Source organism: Alteromonas antoniana (genome assembly GCF_019249295.1).
GTDB lineage: Bacteria > Pseudomonadota > Gammaproteobacteria > Enterobacterales > Alteromonadaceae > Alteromonas > Alteromonas antoniana.
Map to the genome: position 1 here is coordinate 1 of NZ_JAESDH010000048.1, position 15,087 is coordinate 15,087.

Annotated in this window: 16 protein-coding genes; 10 read left to right on the forward strand and 6 right to left on the reverse strand. The window is 48.4% G+C overall.

Translation table 11 applies throughout. The annotated features are described in order from the left end of the window. Positions 1–206: 206 nt before the first annotated feature. Genes JKP77_RS21445 through JKP77_RS21455 form a run of 3 tightly spaced genes read right to left on the reverse strand, consistent with a single transcriptional unit; the run spans position 207 to position 1,717 of the window. Entirely contained in the window at positions 207–659 is a 453-nt protein-coding gene (locus tag JKP77_RS21445; RefSeq protein ID WP_218313224.1) for a flavodoxin, read from the reverse strand. 24 nt (positions 660–683) lie between these two features. After that, the gene (locus JKP77_RS21450; RefSeq protein ID WP_218313225.1) at positions 684–1,412 is read right to left on the reverse strand and encodes a pseudouridine synthase; all 729 of its coding nucleotides are present in this window, start codon (positions 1,410–1,412) and stop codon (positions 684–686) included. Continuing rightward, positions 1,412–1,717: a YqcC family protein gene (locus JKP77_RS21455; protein ID WP_218313226.1), complete on the reverse strand. Its 306-nt coding sequence runs from the start codon at positions 1,715–1,717 to the stop codon at positions 1,412–1,414. Before JKP77_RS21455 ends, JKP77_RS21450 begins: the two co-directional genes overlap by 1 nt. A gap of 311 nt (positions 1,718–2,028) precedes the next feature. On the opposite strand from JKP77_RS21455, the gene JKP77_RS21460 reads away from it, so the two are divergent. Further along, on the forward strand, positions 2,029–3,069 hold the full coding sequence (locus tag JKP77_RS21460; RefSeq protein ID WP_218313227.1) for a DUF3549 family protein: 1,041 nt from the start codon (positions 2,029–2,031) through the stop codon (positions 3,067–3,069). Beyond that, entirely contained in the window at positions 3,066–3,371 is a 306-nt protein-coding gene (locus tag JKP77_RS21465) for a DUF3301 domain-containing protein (RefSeq protein WP_218313228.1), read from the forward strand. The genes JKP77_RS21460 and JKP77_RS21465 overlap by 4 nt, the downstream gene beginning before the upstream one ends. Positions 3,372–4,643: 1,272 nt before the next feature. Here JKP77_RS21465 and JKP77_RS21470 read toward each other — a convergent pair. Next, positions 4,644–5,294, reverse strand: coding sequence for a GNAT family N-acetyltransferase (locus JKP77_RS21470; RefSeq protein WP_218313229.1), 651 nt, complete (start codon positions 5,292–5,294; stop codon positions 4,644–4,646). 146 nt (positions 5,295–5,440) lie between these two features. Beyond that, positions 5,441–5,800, reverse strand: coding sequence for a DUF3192 domain-containing protein (locus JKP77_RS21475; RefSeq protein WP_218313230.1), 360 nt, complete (start codon positions 5,798–5,800; stop codon positions 5,441–5,443). A 497-nt stretch (positions 5,801–6,297) separates the two neighbouring features. Here JKP77_RS21475 and JKP77_RS21480 point away from each other — a divergent pair, with 497 nt between their 5' ends. Continuing rightward, complete coding sequence (locus tag JKP77_RS21480) at positions 6,298–6,582, forward strand: hypothetical protein (RefSeq protein WP_218313231.1); 285 nt, start codon at positions 6,298–6,300, stop codon at positions 6,580–6,582. A 59-nt stretch (positions 6,583–6,641) separates the two neighbouring features. Here JKP77_RS21480 and syd read toward each other — a convergent pair whose 3' ends face one another. Continuing rightward, positions 6,642–7,175, reverse strand: a complete 534-nt coding sequence (syd, locus tag JKP77_RS21485) for a SecY-interacting protein (protein ID WP_218313239.1) — start codon at positions 7,173–7,175, stop codon at positions 6,642–6,644. Between the two features lie 86 nt (positions 7,176–7,261). Between syd and queF the strand changes: the two genes are divergently transcribed. From queF to JKP77_RS21520, 7 genes are all read left to right on the forward strand, one after another. Further along, a complete protein-coding gene (gene queF, locus JKP77_RS21490) occupies positions 7,262–8,110 on the forward strand; it encodes an NADPH-dependent 7-cyano-7-deazaguanine reductase QueF (protein WP_218313232.1) in 849 nt (282 codons plus the stop codon). Positions 8,111–8,177: 67 nt separating this feature from the next. Continuing rightward, positions 8,178–9,695, forward strand: coding sequence for a sensor domain-containing diguanylate cyclase (locus tag JKP77_RS21495; RefSeq protein ID WP_218313233.1), 1,518 nt, complete (start codon positions 8,178–8,180; stop codon positions 9,693–9,695). Next, a complete protein-coding gene (gene ppnN, locus JKP77_RS21500) occupies positions 9,692–11,056 on the forward strand; it encodes a nucleotide 5'-monophosphate nucleosidase PpnN (RefSeq protein ID WP_218313234.1) in 1,365 nt (454 codons plus the stop codon). Before JKP77_RS21495 ends, ppnN begins: the two co-directional genes overlap by 4 nt. A gap of 84 nt (positions 11,057–11,140) precedes the next feature. After that, complete coding sequence (locus JKP77_RS21505; RefSeq protein WP_218313235.1) at positions 11,141–11,515, forward strand: DUF3192 domain-containing protein; 375 nt, start codon at positions 11,141–11,143, stop codon at positions 11,513–11,515. Continuing rightward, on the forward strand, positions 11,515–13,176 hold the full coding sequence (locus JKP77_RS21510) for an HDOD domain-containing protein (RefSeq protein WP_218313236.1): 1,662 nt from the start codon (positions 11,515–11,517) through the stop codon (positions 13,174–13,176). Before JKP77_RS21505 ends, JKP77_RS21510 begins: the two co-directional genes overlap by 1 nt. A gap of 242 nt (positions 13,177–13,418) precedes the next feature. Further along, the gene (locus JKP77_RS21515) at positions 13,419–14,426 is read left to right on the forward strand and encodes an isocitrate dehydrogenase (protein ID WP_218313237.1); all 1,008 of its coding nucleotides are present in this window, start codon (positions 13,419–13,421) and stop codon (positions 14,424–14,426) included. 140 nt (positions 14,427–14,566) lie between these two features. Next, positions 14,567–14,875, forward strand: coding sequence for a ComEA family DNA-binding protein (locus JKP77_RS21520; RefSeq protein WP_218313238.1), 309 nt, complete (start codon positions 14,567–14,569; stop codon positions 14,873–14,875). Positions 14,876–15,087 lie beyond the last annotated feature (212 nt).

The window sequence follows — 15,087 nt, forward strand, 5'->3', positions numbered from 1 at the left end:
CTAACGCAGTGCACAATAGAAAAGGCCAGCTTCGAGAGCTGGCCTAATAACTGTCAACCTATATTAGGACGACACAACTTAACTAAACGAACTACTAACAAGAATTAAAACGCCATCTCGATTACTCAGCGATTCACAGGAAAAGAAGCCGACCTGCTTGCTGTTATCGGGGCCTGAACATCTCTTCTGACGCAGATGATGACTGGCTATACGCCATAAAGCTTATCTTTAATCCCCATCACCCAATCGGTGACATCTTTTTCTGGCTCCAGCGTTTCAATCGCGTCAACTTCCAGCATATCTGCTACTGCATTCCCCTGAAGCTCGGTTAATAATTCATGGAAATGCCTGCCGCCACCGCAATAGGTATCGCCGTAGCTACTGTCGCCTAAGGCTGCAACGGCGAAGGGCTTGTCGGTCAAAAGAGGAAATTCGTCTTTTAAATCTGAATACACAAACTCCAGATTCGGCGGAACATCGCCCTGCCCCGTCGTTGAAGTCACCACCAGAATAGCATCTGCATCGGTAAAATCAGACACGTCGGGATCACTTAACAGCTCACACTCATGCCCTGCGTCTTTTAAGTTTTTCTCTACCTCTTCAGCAGCGTGCTGCGCATTGCCATATACCGTGCCGACAAAAATTTTCAGTGTTGTCATGTATGCCTCATTGTCATCTTTCGATTAGTCTACCTGCCAGGGGGCCCAGCGATGGAGCAACGCTTGCATCGCATCATGTACAGGTGACGTTATTTCTGTCCACTTCCCGCTATCGGGATGGAAAAAGCCCAGTTGTGTACAACTTAAGGCCAAATTTTCAAATGTAAACGTCTCGCGGAGAAATTTGTTTTGTTTACCATCACCATGAGTGGTGTCTCCAAGGATAGGATGACGAACATGTGCACAGTGACGACGTAGCTGGTGCTTGCGACCGGTTAGCGGCGATAACATGATTAGCGAAAACCGCGATGTTGGATACCGTCCGGACGAATAAGGGAGTTCGTAGCGACGGACAGCAATGTACTCAGACTGTGCTGACTGAGGCGCAAGCTGTCGTTTTTTATCTTTATCAGCAAACTTATCGTAACGGTATTTAAGCGGATAATCGATAAACCCGGTGCCGTGCATATGCCCTCTGACAACAGCCGCATACTGCTTTTTCACCTGCTTCTGCATTAGCTGGATCCCTAGCTGACTTGCGGTATCACCAGAATAAGTGAAAAGCAGCACGCCGGACGTTGGCCGGTCCAGACGATGAACCGGAAACACATGGCGGCCAATCTGATCGCGAAGCTGCTGCACGGCAAACCGTGTTTCTTTTTTATCGATAGGGCTTCGATGCACCAAAAGGCCCGGCGGCTTATTAATCGCGATGAGCGTCTCGTCCTGATAAAGAATGGCTAGATCACTCATCAGGATTGCTCTGCTGCCATTGAGTCTAACAATCTGAGGATCCCGATAATCGCGTTTTGTTCGGGAATATATACTTCTGCAGCCGGTGCCACCTGCATCGCAACCGGTAAGGCGTGGTGTTTGTGTATGATGTCACGAAGCCGGGGCAGATAAATAAACTGCAGCCACTGCTCAAACGCCATAGTGTCTGCAGCAAACGGGACCTGACTTCTCATCGCGTCATCACTGATTGCCTGTCCCGACCATAGCCCTTCATGTTTAAGCTGTATTTCTAACTCGTTTAACAGCACTAGTGCTTCGTGCATGGTGTCTCTGTTGTCGTCTTCTGGTGATAATAACGCGCGCAAGTATAGCGACTCTGCTGGTAAATGTCGCACGAGACGGTGTCGCCAAAGTCAGAAGCCTCTCCCGATTCTTACGTCATTAAGCCCCTCAATACCTGGCTGCCCTGTTTTCCTGCTTCACTGTTTTAAAACGCTTTCGGTAGCTGAGGCATAAACTAACGCTACCATGTCAGGCGACGAGCTTAACGTGCTGGCATCTCGCCGGATCACTGGCTTAACCGGGAACAGGTTGTTAGAATACCGCGCCTTTTACGCCGGAGTATGTACCTTCTATGAGCGCTGCCAGCATCGAATCTATCAGTGAATTTTTACTCCACGCCGGAACAAATTTCCGGGTGTTAGATATTGGTCGGGGACTCGATGAGCTCGATAAGCAGACATTTCTGGAGATCGAAGGGGCGCAAATCCCGGCGCCAAAGCCGCGTCAGCAACACGCCTGGTTTGCCGTTGTCTTTTGGAATACGCAGGCCGCAACACAGCATTATATCTGGTTCCTGAAACTGCCATTGGATGAGCGCGGACTTGTGGTGACCGCATCCAGAAATCATTTTCTGGAAATCATTATTGATGCATTAGGAACAAGCCTGGCTGATGATACCGAGAAAGCACAGACGCTTCCGGATAATCCCTATTCTTTTGTGCCGCCACAAAGTCTGATGGCACAAACCAATGCCAGAATTAAACAGATGTTGTCTCTGCCTCCCTCTTCAGGCTATTTACTGGCAAAAAACTATGTTCAGGCGCCTGGCGTGCAGGACTGGCAACAAATCCCGGTTCAGGGCATTGCAGATTTGGCGTATGAATTAGGCGGGCCGCTGGGCGACACCGTTGCGGCCGGCTTTTCCTCGTTAGCACCGGCATTCAGAGACACACTTATGCAGTCTTGTGAGGTCGTACCGGTATCTGACTCGCTGTTTAACAAGTTTAAATATGCCCTGACTACGTCTGAAGATTTGAATTTATCCGCATTAAGAGGACTTGCATCGCCAGTAACAGACGCCCGCCTTGCTCCTGTTATTGAAGAGGTATTACAGCGCGACTCACTGGATATGGACGCGCTAAGTGTGCTGGCTGCCCGTCATTTCACACAATTTGATGCACAGCGTATCAAACTATTTTTCGAACAGGCCGCCAGAGTGGATGAAGCCACAGCAATGCAGGGAGCCTTATTTCACGGTCTGTTTGCCGACTTGGTTCAGGTCCCTGCGTTACGCCCTCAGGTACTGGCGGTGTTACGTGACGATGCGCGTAGTCCGCGTTTGAGCAACGCCATCGGCGCTCTGTTCTCGCAAACGCAGCAGGCAAAATCATGACATTAGGTGAACTTACGCTTTGGCTTATCATTGGCCTGGTCGTTTTTCAGTTCTGGCGGATCCGCAGTATAAGCGAGAAAGCCAACGAGTATGCGCGCCAGTACTGTGATCAACATCAGCTACAGCTGCTTTCTGTTGCCAGACAGAAAACCCGGTTATCGGGCAGGCACGGCAAACTGGATTGGTATAGTGAATTTATTTTTGAGTTTTCAGGCAATGGCGAGGACCGTTATAGCGGCTGTATGTATTTTATCGGCAAACAAGTCATTAAAACGTCACTGCCGCCTTACCGGATAAACTAGGGAAGGTGCGAAAAAGCCTATAGTCACTCAGACTTACAGCCAAATAACTAATCAAAGCGATCTTTTGCAGGCCAGGCGGTTTGAGTTAAAAAAGACTCGACAAGAAGGTGCTTGGCTGTAAGCCCCGATGGGTAAGCCCTGAAACAAGCCATAAGCAGCAGAGTGCTGGGCAACAAAAAAGCGATACCGTTTCCGATATCGCCTTTAAAATAATCCGTTCTGCTTATTGTTCATGTTGTTGATTGCAGATACCAAAAAAAGCGGTAGCAAACGCTACCGCTTCTTATGAATTTTGAGCTTCCTTCTCAGCGTTCCATTGCGACTAAAATCATCCAGATTAAAATCCTTATACGCCCCTTTCCCTCTTTTCTCACAACATCCTGTGCGAGCTACTCATCCTTAAGCAGGTCCCTTTCCGTTTTTCCATATATACACTGCACATCCTCCATGCAGCATTCTTCGTCCCTGAAGTTGTCCTTGAGATTGTCCTTACGCAACTCCATTTTTTCATCCTTAATCACTACACATCCTGATGTAGCATTGCTCGTCCTGAGCTTGTCCTGCGACCTCCTGGTCGTGTCCTTTGTCTTCCTGACCCTGACTTATCCTAAGTCAGCCTCTTCGTCCTGAAGGTATCCCTGCAATCTTCCTGATTGAGATCCTTGTCCTTACTTTCCATTGGTATCGACCATCCTGCGCCGACATTCCCGTCCTGGGTTGTCCTGGGTTATCCGTATGTCATCCTGACTCGTCGTGTTTCCCTGTGACGATTACTATAGTAGGCCGACTGATAAACTTTGCTACATGCAATTACAAATAATTTAGAGAGAAACAGTGATCCAGATTCCGGCATTAGCTAAAAGTCTAATATTTTCAATACCTTTAGACTAAAGTATAAAAAATGCGTCAGAAAAAAACGTTGGATATCTCACACTTTTGTAGGAAATGTCTTACACGGGGTCGGGAAAAATGAGAACCCGGGCGCGCAAAATTTATGCTCTGGATGATAACAATGGTAATCAGGCAGGGTGCGAATAAATCGATAGCTTCTCAGCGAGTCCTGAAATATGCAGTTGCAAGGCGGGGTTTGCAGGTAATGGCAATGGTCCTTGCAAAAAGTCTAAGGACACTAATGCGTGCTTCAGGGCTCGTCCTGTGGATCATGCTCTTGCTATTGGTCTTTCAGATTTGCTATGGCAGACCGGCACGCAAACGCCTTAATTAGTCACCCGGTTGAATTCCTGGGCAATTATGGACTTTGACACACTTCCCCTAACCGCGTGGCCTGAACATAATATGGCCAGTAATATGGCCCACTTCCAATGGCCCAATCATGTTGTATCGTCCGTCTTCAAAGAATGACAGACATTTGGGCAGGGTGACGTAAACCGCAACGCCTTCGCTCTTGGCGTCATCCTCAAGCACGCTGTCAATGGCACCCATCAGGATATGGCCTAATCCATGGTGCTGATAGTCCGGATGTACCGCAATAAAGCTCAACATGTGGTAATCTTTTGCTGGCACGTTTGCCCGCACCCGTTCTTCTTTTTCAACCATTTGACGGGTACCAAACAACCCCGCGGTCAGCAGCATTTTCAAACGCCAGTGCCAGTAGCGGCCGGCACCAAAAGCCGCATCCGGGCTTGTCAGGCACGCTACAGCCAACAAACGTCCATCGTCAAATAGCCCTACCATCGGCTGCCGGGCTACCCAAAATGCGTTAAGTTCTTCCCTGATTGCTGAGCGCAGACGGCTTTCATAACCCTCTTTTTCCGCCTGGAAAATATCGACAAAGAGTGGATCATCAAAGTAGGCATTATATAGCAGGGAAGCAGCCACCTTCAGATCGTCTGCACTAAGATAAACAGCTTTAATATTGTCCGGGTTTATCGGCGCTATTTTTGCAGCCACTGCAGAAGTCATAACCCTCTCCTTTTTCGCTATAGTAATACGCTGTCGCATAACACACTGACAGGTTGTTTTTCATCCAACAGAATACGTACTGTAGCGAAAAAAAGAGCGAATGTTAACTTAATGTTAACTTTAAGGGCGTTAATATTCTGCCATTTTCAAATATAGGCGTAAGCGCTGTCACCCCAACCAATGAGGCTACCGTTCTTGAATACCAGTGGCGTGCATTCATCTTTTGTAGTCAGTCCGTCTTCCATCGTGCGTTGCGTACGGTAAAACAATACCCGATACGTGCCGTCTGACTTCTGGTGTAACTCATTAAAGTCTGCAACCCCCATCTTCCTGACGATCGATTCATACGTCATATCCAGCTCAAGCTGCGAAATATGCTTACGGTTGTTGTATTCACGATCTTCCCAGTCTTGCGAATATTTACTGTCATTATCGCCACTGACGATAACGCAGCCAGAAAGAGCAACGGGAGCGGTGAGTGCGAGTAGCAGAGCCAAATGTTTCATTTTTTTTCCTTGTTGAAGTGATGCTTACGCTATACATCAATAAACAAAAACAAGGCCAACATGTAACCTATTGATTTAGTTAACTACGAACAAAAATCCACCAGGGAAAATATCACCTGAATTTGTTCAATGCACTACTATTTAGTAAAAACGGCTAACATGAAAATGGCAGGCTAAGCCAATGTTGCGAAAAGTGGTTCTGGATAAGGTACAGAGTAGTAGATGCCTGCCAACGTTTTCGCGTTGTCGAGCGACTAAAAACACAGTAATCATAAGTGGAGGATTGCCGCAACACCTTACCAGCGGGGGCATAGCTGTGTTTGGTGGATCTCATACTTAAACGGTATCTCTAACCTGAGAAGACGCTAAATTTAACGCGGTTCCCACGCTTAAACCCTATCGGAATAGTACGTTCTGGACGGCACAACAGCGAAATCAGTTGAGTTTACAGCATTGTTTTGTAAGCTATCTGCAAATTTTCTTTTCATTAAAAATCTATGTCAGATAACGACCTGATTCAAAAGCTGGTTATGTTTTGTCACCAAATAGCTAATGAAGGAGGCACACCAAGCATCGCCTTACTGCGGGCAAAAGCGCCGTTTAAAGTGAGCGTGACTCAGGCCATCGATGCGGTAAAAGCCTATCAGGCCAGTAGTAAAAAGCCACCTGCAGATAGCCGTAATAAGGATGAGACTGTTGCGCGTCTTGAGAAAAGAGTGGCGACTCTGGAAAGTGCAGTCGCCATGTTAGAGAAACGCCTCAGCGACTTACAAAATATGTAACTTACTACTTGCCTCTGTCAGCGCTATTAGCGCTGACAGAGGCTGGATACTTCTGCAAATTAGCGTGGTGATAGTCCTGACAGAAACGAAGCCAAATCCTTCGCAACCTCTTTAACAGGGACTTTTCCTACTTGTTCCAGCATGATGCTGCCGTTGTCATTGTCCACCGTCAGGATGAAATCGTCCTCATCGGTTAATGCAAAAAACAGGGTCGGAGGCTGCTTTAGCCTTTTTTTCATCAGCAGGTGACCGATGAGGTTCTGCTGTAGCCGTTCAAAGTCATCCTGATTCCAGACTTGCAATAACTCACAATTGCCCTGTTCCGCACGTGCTGGCAGGTTTTCACTGTAATAGCGTGTGAAATAGGCACAATATTGGGGGTCCAGCGTCAGATCCAACGCAGACTCCACATTGTTAAAATGATTCTTCTGGGTTTGCCGAACCGGTGACCATGGCACCATTGCACCCGGTTCCGCGGTTTGTTCATAACAGGGTGACGGCCATTCCGGGTCAAACTCTATGGTCAGGTCACTGTGTTGTTGTCTGAATCGTGAAATGAAGTCGTCAAGGGCAGTATCGAGGGTCATTGTCATCATAGGTGTGTTGGCTGTTTTGCGGTACACTATCGTTCATCCTGACAAAGTCAAGCAGGCCAGAACTGCCAAAAGCGTAAAGTAGTATGAGCGAAAAAACGAATTCAACGCCCTTTGATGTGCCAGAGGGGCTGACACTAGGTCAGTCCGTGAGCTATGAGTCACACTATAGTCCGACGCTTCTGCAAGGAGTGCCGCGCAAACTAAACAGAGATTCTATCAACCTGACGCCGGAAACTTTACCGTTTGACGGCGTGGATATCTGGACAGGATACGAACTCTCGTGGCTAAACCCTAAGGGAAAGCCATGCGTGGCGATACTGGAGTGCAGCGTACCTGTAACCTCCCCCAACCTGATAGAATCCAAATCATTTAAGCTTTATTTGAACAGTTTTAATCAGTCTTGTTTTACTGACGAGCACGACGTGGCCCGCACCATCAAAAACGATTTATCCGCCTGCGCCGGCAGTGAGGTTGATGTCAGCATTTACCTGCCAAATAGCTTCGGACAGCTTCAGATGATAGAGCCTGCGGGTGAGGTTATCGATGACATTGATGTTGAGATTACCACGTATGTACCTGACGCAGCGCTGCTTAAAACTGGCAATCATACCGCCAAAGAAAAACTGGTGAGCCATCTGCTGAAGTCTAACTGCCTGATAACCAGCCAGCCTGATTGGGCAACGATCGAGATTAACTACCAGGGCCCGGCAATTGATCGTGCGTCCTTACTGCAATATCTCATCAGTTTCAGGCAACACAATGAATTTCACGAGCAGTGTATCGAGCGGATATTTTGTGACATTCTTCAGCACTGTCAGCCCGAAAAGCTGACGGTGAACGCACGCTATACCCGGCGTGGCGGGCTGGATATTAATCCGTTTCGTTCAAACTTTGAAAAGCCCTATCCGAATCATAGACTTGCCAGACAATAAAGCGGAAGAAGCGGCAATTGTGTGTCACACTAGAAAATAAACTTATCTGCTGCGGAGATGAATAAGGATGGATGGCAAACAGCTCCAGTCACTCAAAACCCATACGGAAACGTTGTCACGCTTTATAATCAGGCTGAGTAAGTTTTATGAGGGAATGTCCGACGACATTGATGCAGAATTGCAGACCCTTCGAGGGCACCTCGCGGGCTCGCCGAATTTTACTCTTGCCACCGTCAGCATTAATAAACTCAATACCAAACTCCAGAGTGCCGGAGATGCGGCTAGCGATCTAATTCATAAGGCACTTACCGACCTTGAACGTGATGTTAAGCAATTTCAGCAGGCTCTGGCAGCCGATCCCGGCGTACAGCAAACTGCCGCACAACTTCTGGTAAAACTCCATCAGCCTGTCGGGGATTTATTTGCCACGCTGTCACTATTCCAGCGCGCCAGCCATTTTTATGCCTCCGGAGCCAAAAAGCCACATCGTGAAGGTGACGCAGCAAGCGGGCAAGAGCAGGCATCAAAAAGCGCACATTACGACGCTATTCTGGAAGAACTGAACCTGCTTATAGAAAATTATTCCCGAAAACGCCCCGATGACGATCAGCTGGCGCAGCTAAAAGCCAGATTGTTGCATGGGATGAGCGAAGATGAATTGCTCAAAAGCTGCGTACTGATTATCCGTATGATCGTGCAGGAGGCCATGTCTGAGGCCAGTCTGTCGGGCAAAGTCATTCAGAGCCTGCACAATAGTCTTGGGCAAATAAACCAGAACGTCAACCAGACGATTGACATTTCCAAAGCCAGTTTCGATGCCAGAAAGGCCGCCAACATTCAGCTAAAAGCGCAACTCGACACCATTGAGGATGCAGTAAAGCAAAGTGAGTCTCTTGAGAAACTCAAACACCAGGCTCGTGATTATGTGAAGTCACTGGCGTCAACGCTGTCAAAAAGAGAACAGGCTGATCAGGACGAACAGCATGAACTGATGAAGCTGCTGGCATCAATGCAAAGCCAACTGACTCAATTACAGACCCAGACACAGAATTACCGCAAAAAACTGGCAGAGCAAATTCTCTCCAGTCAGACCGATGCGCTAACCCGCCTTCCCAACCGCCAAGCTTACAATGAGCGCGTTGAGCGTGCCTTTGAACTGTTTGAAAGCCGCCAGTTACCCTTAGCCATCGCGGTGGCGGATATCGATTATTTTAAGTCTATCAATGACCGGTTCGGGCATGCCGCTGGCGACAAAACCTTGCAGGTTGTTGGCCGACATTTCCGAAAGAAACTGGGAAAAGAGGATTTTATTGCCCGCTGGGGCGGAGAAGAGTTCGTGATGTTGTTACCCGGCCTGACGCCACAAGCGCTTTTTGTAAAACTGGATGAGCTGAGAGACTCTCTGGCGCGTACTCCGTTCAAGTTTAAACAGGAAAAAGTGACGATAACGGCGTCATTTGGCGCAACGTGTCTGAAACCCGGCGATAGCCCCGATGAGGCATTCAATCGCGCTGACAAATTCCTGTATCAGGCCAAACACGATGGCCGCAATTGTGTTGTCACCGATCAGGACGAGGTGTTATGAAAAAATTGCAGTTAAACCCCGTAGGATGGATGAGTCAGTTATCGCAGGTCGAGGTGTCTCAACTCCAGGACACCACACACAGCGATCTGTATGAGATGTTCAGAAATTGCTGTCTGGCGGTGTTAAACAGTGGCGTAGATGAAGATGATTATGAAATGCTGTTTGCGCCCTATGAAGATTTTGATATCAAGCTGATACGCCGTGAGCGGGGCGTAAAAATTGAACTGGTGAATCCGCCAGAGGTGGCGTTTGTTGATGGCAAACTGGTGCGTGGCGTTCATGAACATCTGTTCGCCGTTCTCAGAGATCTGCTTTATATGGGTAACAAATATGCATTCATGCATAAGTCAGCGCCACTGGACAGCACCAGCATCACCGATATGGTCTTTGATATGTTGCGCCACGCTAAAATGTTGGAAGGCAATGACGAGCTCAATACTATCGTATGCTGGGGCGGTCATTCCATCAACCTGACCGAGTACAAATATACCAAGGAAGTCGGCTACCAGTTAGGTCTGCGCGAAATGAATATCTGCACCGGGTGTGGACCGGGTGCAATGAAAGGCCCCATGAAAGGCGCAGCCATCGGACATGCGAAACAGCGTTATAAAAACGGCCGCTATATTGGTATTTCTGAACCCAGCATCATTGCCGCCGAACCGCCTAACGCCATTGTGAATGAGCTAATCATCATGCCCGATATTGAAAAGCGGCTGGAGGCCTTTGTTCGCGCCGCTCACGGTATTGTTATCTTCCCAGGGGGGGTAGGTACGGCTGAAGAACTACTGTATTTGCTGGGGATCCTAACCAATGAACGCAATGCACAACAACCGTTTCCGGTCATTCTCACAGGCCCTGCGGGCTCAGAGGGCTATTTCGAAGCCATTGATGAGTTTGTCGGTGCGACACTGGGTAAAGAAGCGCAAAGCAAGTACCAGATTATCGTTGATGACCCGCGCGAAGTTGCCCGTACGTTACGTTCTGGACTTGAAAAAGTGGACCAGTATCGCCGTGCGATGGGAGATGCTTTCAGCTTTAACTGGTCATTGAAAATTGATGAACCTTTTCAACAACCCTTTATTCCCACGCATAAAAGCATGAGTGAACTGGCCCTTCATCACGATCAGAGCACGGCAGAATTAGCCGTTGTGCTGCGTAAGGCGTTTTCCGGTATTGTCGCGGGTAACGTAAAAGCGGAAGGTATAAAGCAAATCAAAGAACATGGTCCGTTCAATTTGACAGGTGATCCGGCATTGATGACACGAATTGACGGATTGCTGAAATCTTTTGTTGCACAACAGCGGATGAAGCTTCCAGGCAGCGAATATCAACCGTGCTACACAATTTCACGCGGGAAATGACAGATCTGGTTACGTTTTTTGCGTTCCTTATGGTGGCGCTTTTGGGGTACACTACATTCAGATGTTCTAAGAAAGTGAAGAAGGATGAACAGTAAGGTTATTCGGCTGATAGTTTTGGGCGCAGCAGCGTACGCGTTGTTCGTGTTTCTGGTACTCTCTTTTTACCCTGACAAACCGGAAAATATGGACTGGCAGGATCGCGAAGAGTACAACAAAGTTCAGATTACCAAACTGAAACTGGGAAGCACCCGTGAGGAAGTGCTAGCCTTATTAGGCTCGCCGGACATTACTGAAGCAAAGATGGAAAAAGGAACAACCATCCAGGTAATGTTCTATCGCACCCAGCACGTCAGGGCTGACGGACTTACTACGCAGGATGAATGTACGCCACTGCTTTTTGAAAACGATACCCTGATCGCCTGGGGTGAAGGTGCCTACCAGAGCTACCAGCAGAGTTAATGCTGGCGGTGGGAACCCCGGAAATATCTTCACTTGAAGAGCAGCTCACAGCAGTCAGAGAACTGGCTTGCGCGGCTGAATTTGATGACAACCTCCCTAATGCCTGCCTGAAGGTCGCTTCACAGGCGATGCAATTATGTCGCGCTGAAACGGACCTTGTTCTTGCATTTCTGCGACTGCCCGAAGATAAGCTCGAAAACTCATCGCCCCTGTCCCGTCATCTGCTTATGACGATCGTGCTTGGTTTCGATCAGCATCTTAACGAGCATACGCTGCAACATATCGTGGCGGCCATTGTTCTTGCAGTGGTAACGGGTAATCGTAGTGCAAACGTGAATCAACGGGATATGCGCCGTCTCGTTCAACGGCTGCGAAAGCGCGGTCTTTCAATCTGGCTCGATATGCTAGTGCTACGCAAAGCACTTTCAGAGCATAAACTACTTCCCTTATTGCGCCGTCCAACGCTCAATCGTTTTCAGCGTCTGGTGTTAATTGCCGGAACACTCTCACAGCTGCTCCCGCTTCAACCGTTGACCCTTATACTTCGAAAACTGAGTGCAGTTCTGCCACCCTGGTCTCATCATGAGTTAACTGCCCTGCTGCGAATTCCCGGTGAATGCGGACCGGGTCAGAGAGTAATGAGTCAGGGCGTACCTGCTGTCATTCTGGCCGTGCGCGGTCAGCATGCAGCGGTTATAAAAACCGGTGGCCAGGCCAGTGAACAGAGCGAACATGAGTGGGTTGATGTACAGAGACTAACGCCCAGTGCTCGCCCGCCGCTGTCGCTTAGTACATGGTTTGCGTATTATGAGCGGTGCCAGCCTGACAAAGATGCAACGAACGAAGCCGGCCCTTTTCGTCAGGTGTATCCAATAAACCGCCCTCCCGGGCGCTTGCTACAAATCATTGACGCATTACAAGCACAGGATACCGACATTGATGCACTGTGCGCATTGATTCATAAAGAGCCGGTATTCAGCCACTTTCTGCGCCAGTCTGCCAGCAGTGATAACCGGCTACAATTGCCGGTTCACAACCTGAAACAAGCAGTACTGACTTATGGCACAGAGCGCGTTGGCGACATGCTTACCCAGCATGCATTACAAGCCAGACTGCATCAGCATAGCTATCCGTTAGCAGCGCAGGTGCGACATTTTAGCGTAGTGGTTTCTGCGGTAGCTGCACAGCTATCGGTTCACGCTGAGTGCCGTTTTACCAGTCAGTCTGCCGCTCTCGTAGCCACGCTTTTAACGGCGCCGCTATCTATGTTGCCGGAAATGAAAATTATCGGAGAATTGCCTGTCGACCACGAAAAATATCACGATATTCAGGCGCTGATTACGATTAAAGGAACTGAAAACTGGCAACCCCTGGTGTCGGATCTTGCACAAGGCTGGCATCAGCCGGCTACGTGGCGGGCCCTGTTGTATCATACCGGCAAACTCCCGGCTGATGTGCCCCGCTCGCTGCAAAAGGAGTACAGCCTGCTTTGCCTTGCTGTTTACTGGTCAGCTAGCTGGCTGTTCGGTGGCACCGGCGACACAGGCTCGCGGCCCGAAAAGATAAGTCAGGCGATGATGATGACAGGGCTAAATGCACCCCAAATTACTGCAATCCGGGCTGAAATCGCACCATTACTGTATTGCCCGACTACTTTCTGAGACTCATTGCCAGAAAATAGGTCGGATGACTATAACTCGCCCCCCGGATCCTATAGAATACGCCTGTTCTGGCCCGCAGCTTCAGATTTGAAGCAATACAAGAAAGCGCAGTACGACCATACGCGCATACCCAACGATTCCCACGCACCGTATGATGTCTCATCATTTGGCGCGATTGTTGTGCCAGACTATGATTAAAACCTAACGAACACGTTTACAGAATTATCAGAGGATCCCTCCACATGACTCAGCAACGCATTACAGTCATTCGCGGTGATGGCATTGGCCCAGACATCATTGATGCAACAATTAAAATTCTGGACAAGGTAGGGTGTGATTTTGCCTATGATTACGCAGACGCTGGGCTGATGGCGCTGGAAAATCACGGCGAACTACTTCCTCAGGAAACACTGGACCTGATTGCTAAAAATAAAGTGGCGCTTAAAGGCCCACTGACAACCCCGGTCGGCGAGGGCTTCACGTCAATCAACGTTAGCCTGCGTAAGCAATTTAAACTTTACGCCAACGTACGCCCGGTGTTGTCATTTAAAGGCACTAAAGCCCGCTACGAAGATATTGATATCATTACCGTACGTGAAAACACTCAAGGTATGTACTCAGGTCTGGGTCAAGTGGTTTCCGAAGACGGCAATGAAGCCGAGGCAATGAGTAAAATCACCCGGGAAGGCGCTGAACAGATTGTGACTTTCGCCTATGAGCTTGCGCGTCGTGAAGGCCGCAAAAAAGTAACCGCTGTCCATAAGGCCAACATCCTGAAGTCGACTTCAGGCCTGTTCCTGAAAGTCGCCCGTGAAGTAGGCGAGCGCTATCCAGACATTGAATCTACCGAAATGATCGTAGATAACACCTGTATGCAGCTGGTTATGAACCCCCATCAGTTCGACGTTATCGTTACGACCAACCTGTTTGGTGACATTCTTTCCGACTTATGTGCAGGTCTGGTTGGTGGTTTAGGTATGGCGCCTGGCGCGAATATCGGTAAAGACTGTGCTATTTTCGAAGCGGTTCATGGCTCAGCGCCTGATATCGCAGGTAAAAACCTGGCAAATCCAACGTCAGTGATTCTTGCAGCCATTCAGATGCTTGAATACCTGAATATGAGTGATAAAGCGGAGAAAATCCGCAGTGCATTAAAAGACGTTATTGAAAATGGTGACAGAACCACTCGCGATCTGGGCGGCGAAGCCGGAACCACTGAGTTCACCCAATCGGTGCTGGATCGTCTGTAACTTACAAGCATACGCTGAAATTCGAAACGGGCCTTCTGGCCCGTTTTTTATACCTGTACAAAAACCAGACTAGACGCCCACCGCCTTTGAATTACAATCCGCTTTGTACATTGATGTACATAACCCATTAAGGATTGATTATGAAAAAACTACTCCCCGTTCTGATGCTGGCAAGCGCTGGTGCGCTTTGCGCCCTTCCTACGCCAGTACTGGCAAATGACAGCGCAGGCTCACAAGTTCAACAGACAGCGCTGGATTTAAATTCTGCAACTGTTGAGCAACTGATGATGTTGCCCGGCATTGGAAAAAGCAAAGCCCAGGCAATTATCGATTATCGCGAACAAGTCGGCCGGTTTGTTGAGGTAGCTCAACTTACGGAAGTAAAAGGTATTGGAGAAAAGCTGCTTGCGAAAATCGAGTCCCAGGTAAAGGTCGCTCAGGTACATTAAATCGCTTTCGCAAGGTGCTCTGGTACAGTTAGTCAGATACCTGCCTGCGATCTGCTTAACGGTAAATGTCTACGCTGTCACAGGCATTAACGATTGTCAGCCCTATGATATTCGATACAAAAAAGGCTCCCAAAAGGCTGTCTCTTATACACAAATCCCTGCTAAGTAATTAGTGGGGATTTTTTTTGAACTCTATTTACCAAGCTTGATCA

Bases quoted from the DNA above. Each gene is read 5' to 3' on its own strand.
- JKP77_RS21495 (WP_218313233.1), top strand. From the start codon at position 8,178: ATGGATGGCAAACAGCTCCAGTCACTCAAAACCCATACGGAAACGTTG.
- JKP77_RS21510 (WP_218313236.1), top strand. From the start codon at position 11,515: ATGCTGGCGGTGGGAACCCCGGAAATATCTTCACTTGAAGAGCAGCTC.
- syd (WP_218313239.1), bottom strand. From the start codon at position 7,175: ATGACAATGACCCTCGATACTGCCCTTGACGACTTCATTTCACGATTC.
- JKP77_RS21445 (WP_218313224.1), bottom strand. From the start codon at position 659: ATGACAACACTGAAAATTTTTGTCGGCACGGTATATGGCAATGCGCAG.
- JKP77_RS21450 (WP_218313225.1), bottom strand. From the start codon at position 1,412: ATGAGTGATCTAGCCATTCTTTATCAGGACGAGACGCTCATCGCGATT.
- JKP77_RS21460 (WP_218313227.1), top strand. From the start codon at position 2,029: ATGAGCGCTGCCAGCATCGAATCTATCAGTGAATTTTTACTCCACGCC.
- JKP77_RS21470 (WP_218313229.1), bottom strand. From the start codon at position 5,294: ATGACTTCTGCAGTGGCTGCAAAAATAGCGCCGATAAACCCGGACAAT.
- JKP77_RS21515 (WP_218313237.1), top strand. From the start codon at position 13,419: ATGACTCAGCAACGCATTACAGTCATTCGCGGTGATGGCATTGGCCCA.
- ppnN (WP_218313234.1), top strand. From the start codon at position 9,692: ATGAAAAAATTGCAGTTAAACCCCGTAGGATGGATGAGTCAGTTATCG.
- JKP77_RS21475 (WP_218313230.1), bottom strand. From the start codon at position 5,800: ATGAAACATTTGGCTCTGCTACTCGCACTCACCGCTCCCGTTGCTCTT.
- JKP77_RS21480 (WP_218313231.1), top strand. From the start codon at position 6,298: ATGTCAGATAACGACCTGATTCAAAAGCTGGTTATGTTTTGTCACCAA.
- JKP77_RS21465 (WP_218313228.1), top strand. From the start codon at position 3,066: ATGACATTAGGTGAACTTACGCTTTGGCTTATCATTGGCCTGGTCGTT.
- JKP77_RS21455 (WP_218313226.1), bottom strand. From the start codon at position 1,717: ATGCACGAAGCACTAGTGCTGTTAAACGAGTTAGAAATACAGCTTAAA.
- JKP77_RS21520 (WP_218313238.1), top strand. From the start codon at position 14,567: ATGAAAAAACTACTCCCCGTTCTGATGCTGGCAAGCGCTGGTGCGCTT.
- queF (WP_218313232.1), top strand. From the start codon at position 7,262: ATGAGCGAAAAAACGAATTCAACGCCCTTTGATGTGCCAGAGGGGCTG.
- JKP77_RS21505 (WP_218313235.1), top strand. From the start codon at position 11,141: ATGAACAGTAAGGTTATTCGGCTGATAGTTTTGGGCGCAGCAGCGTAC.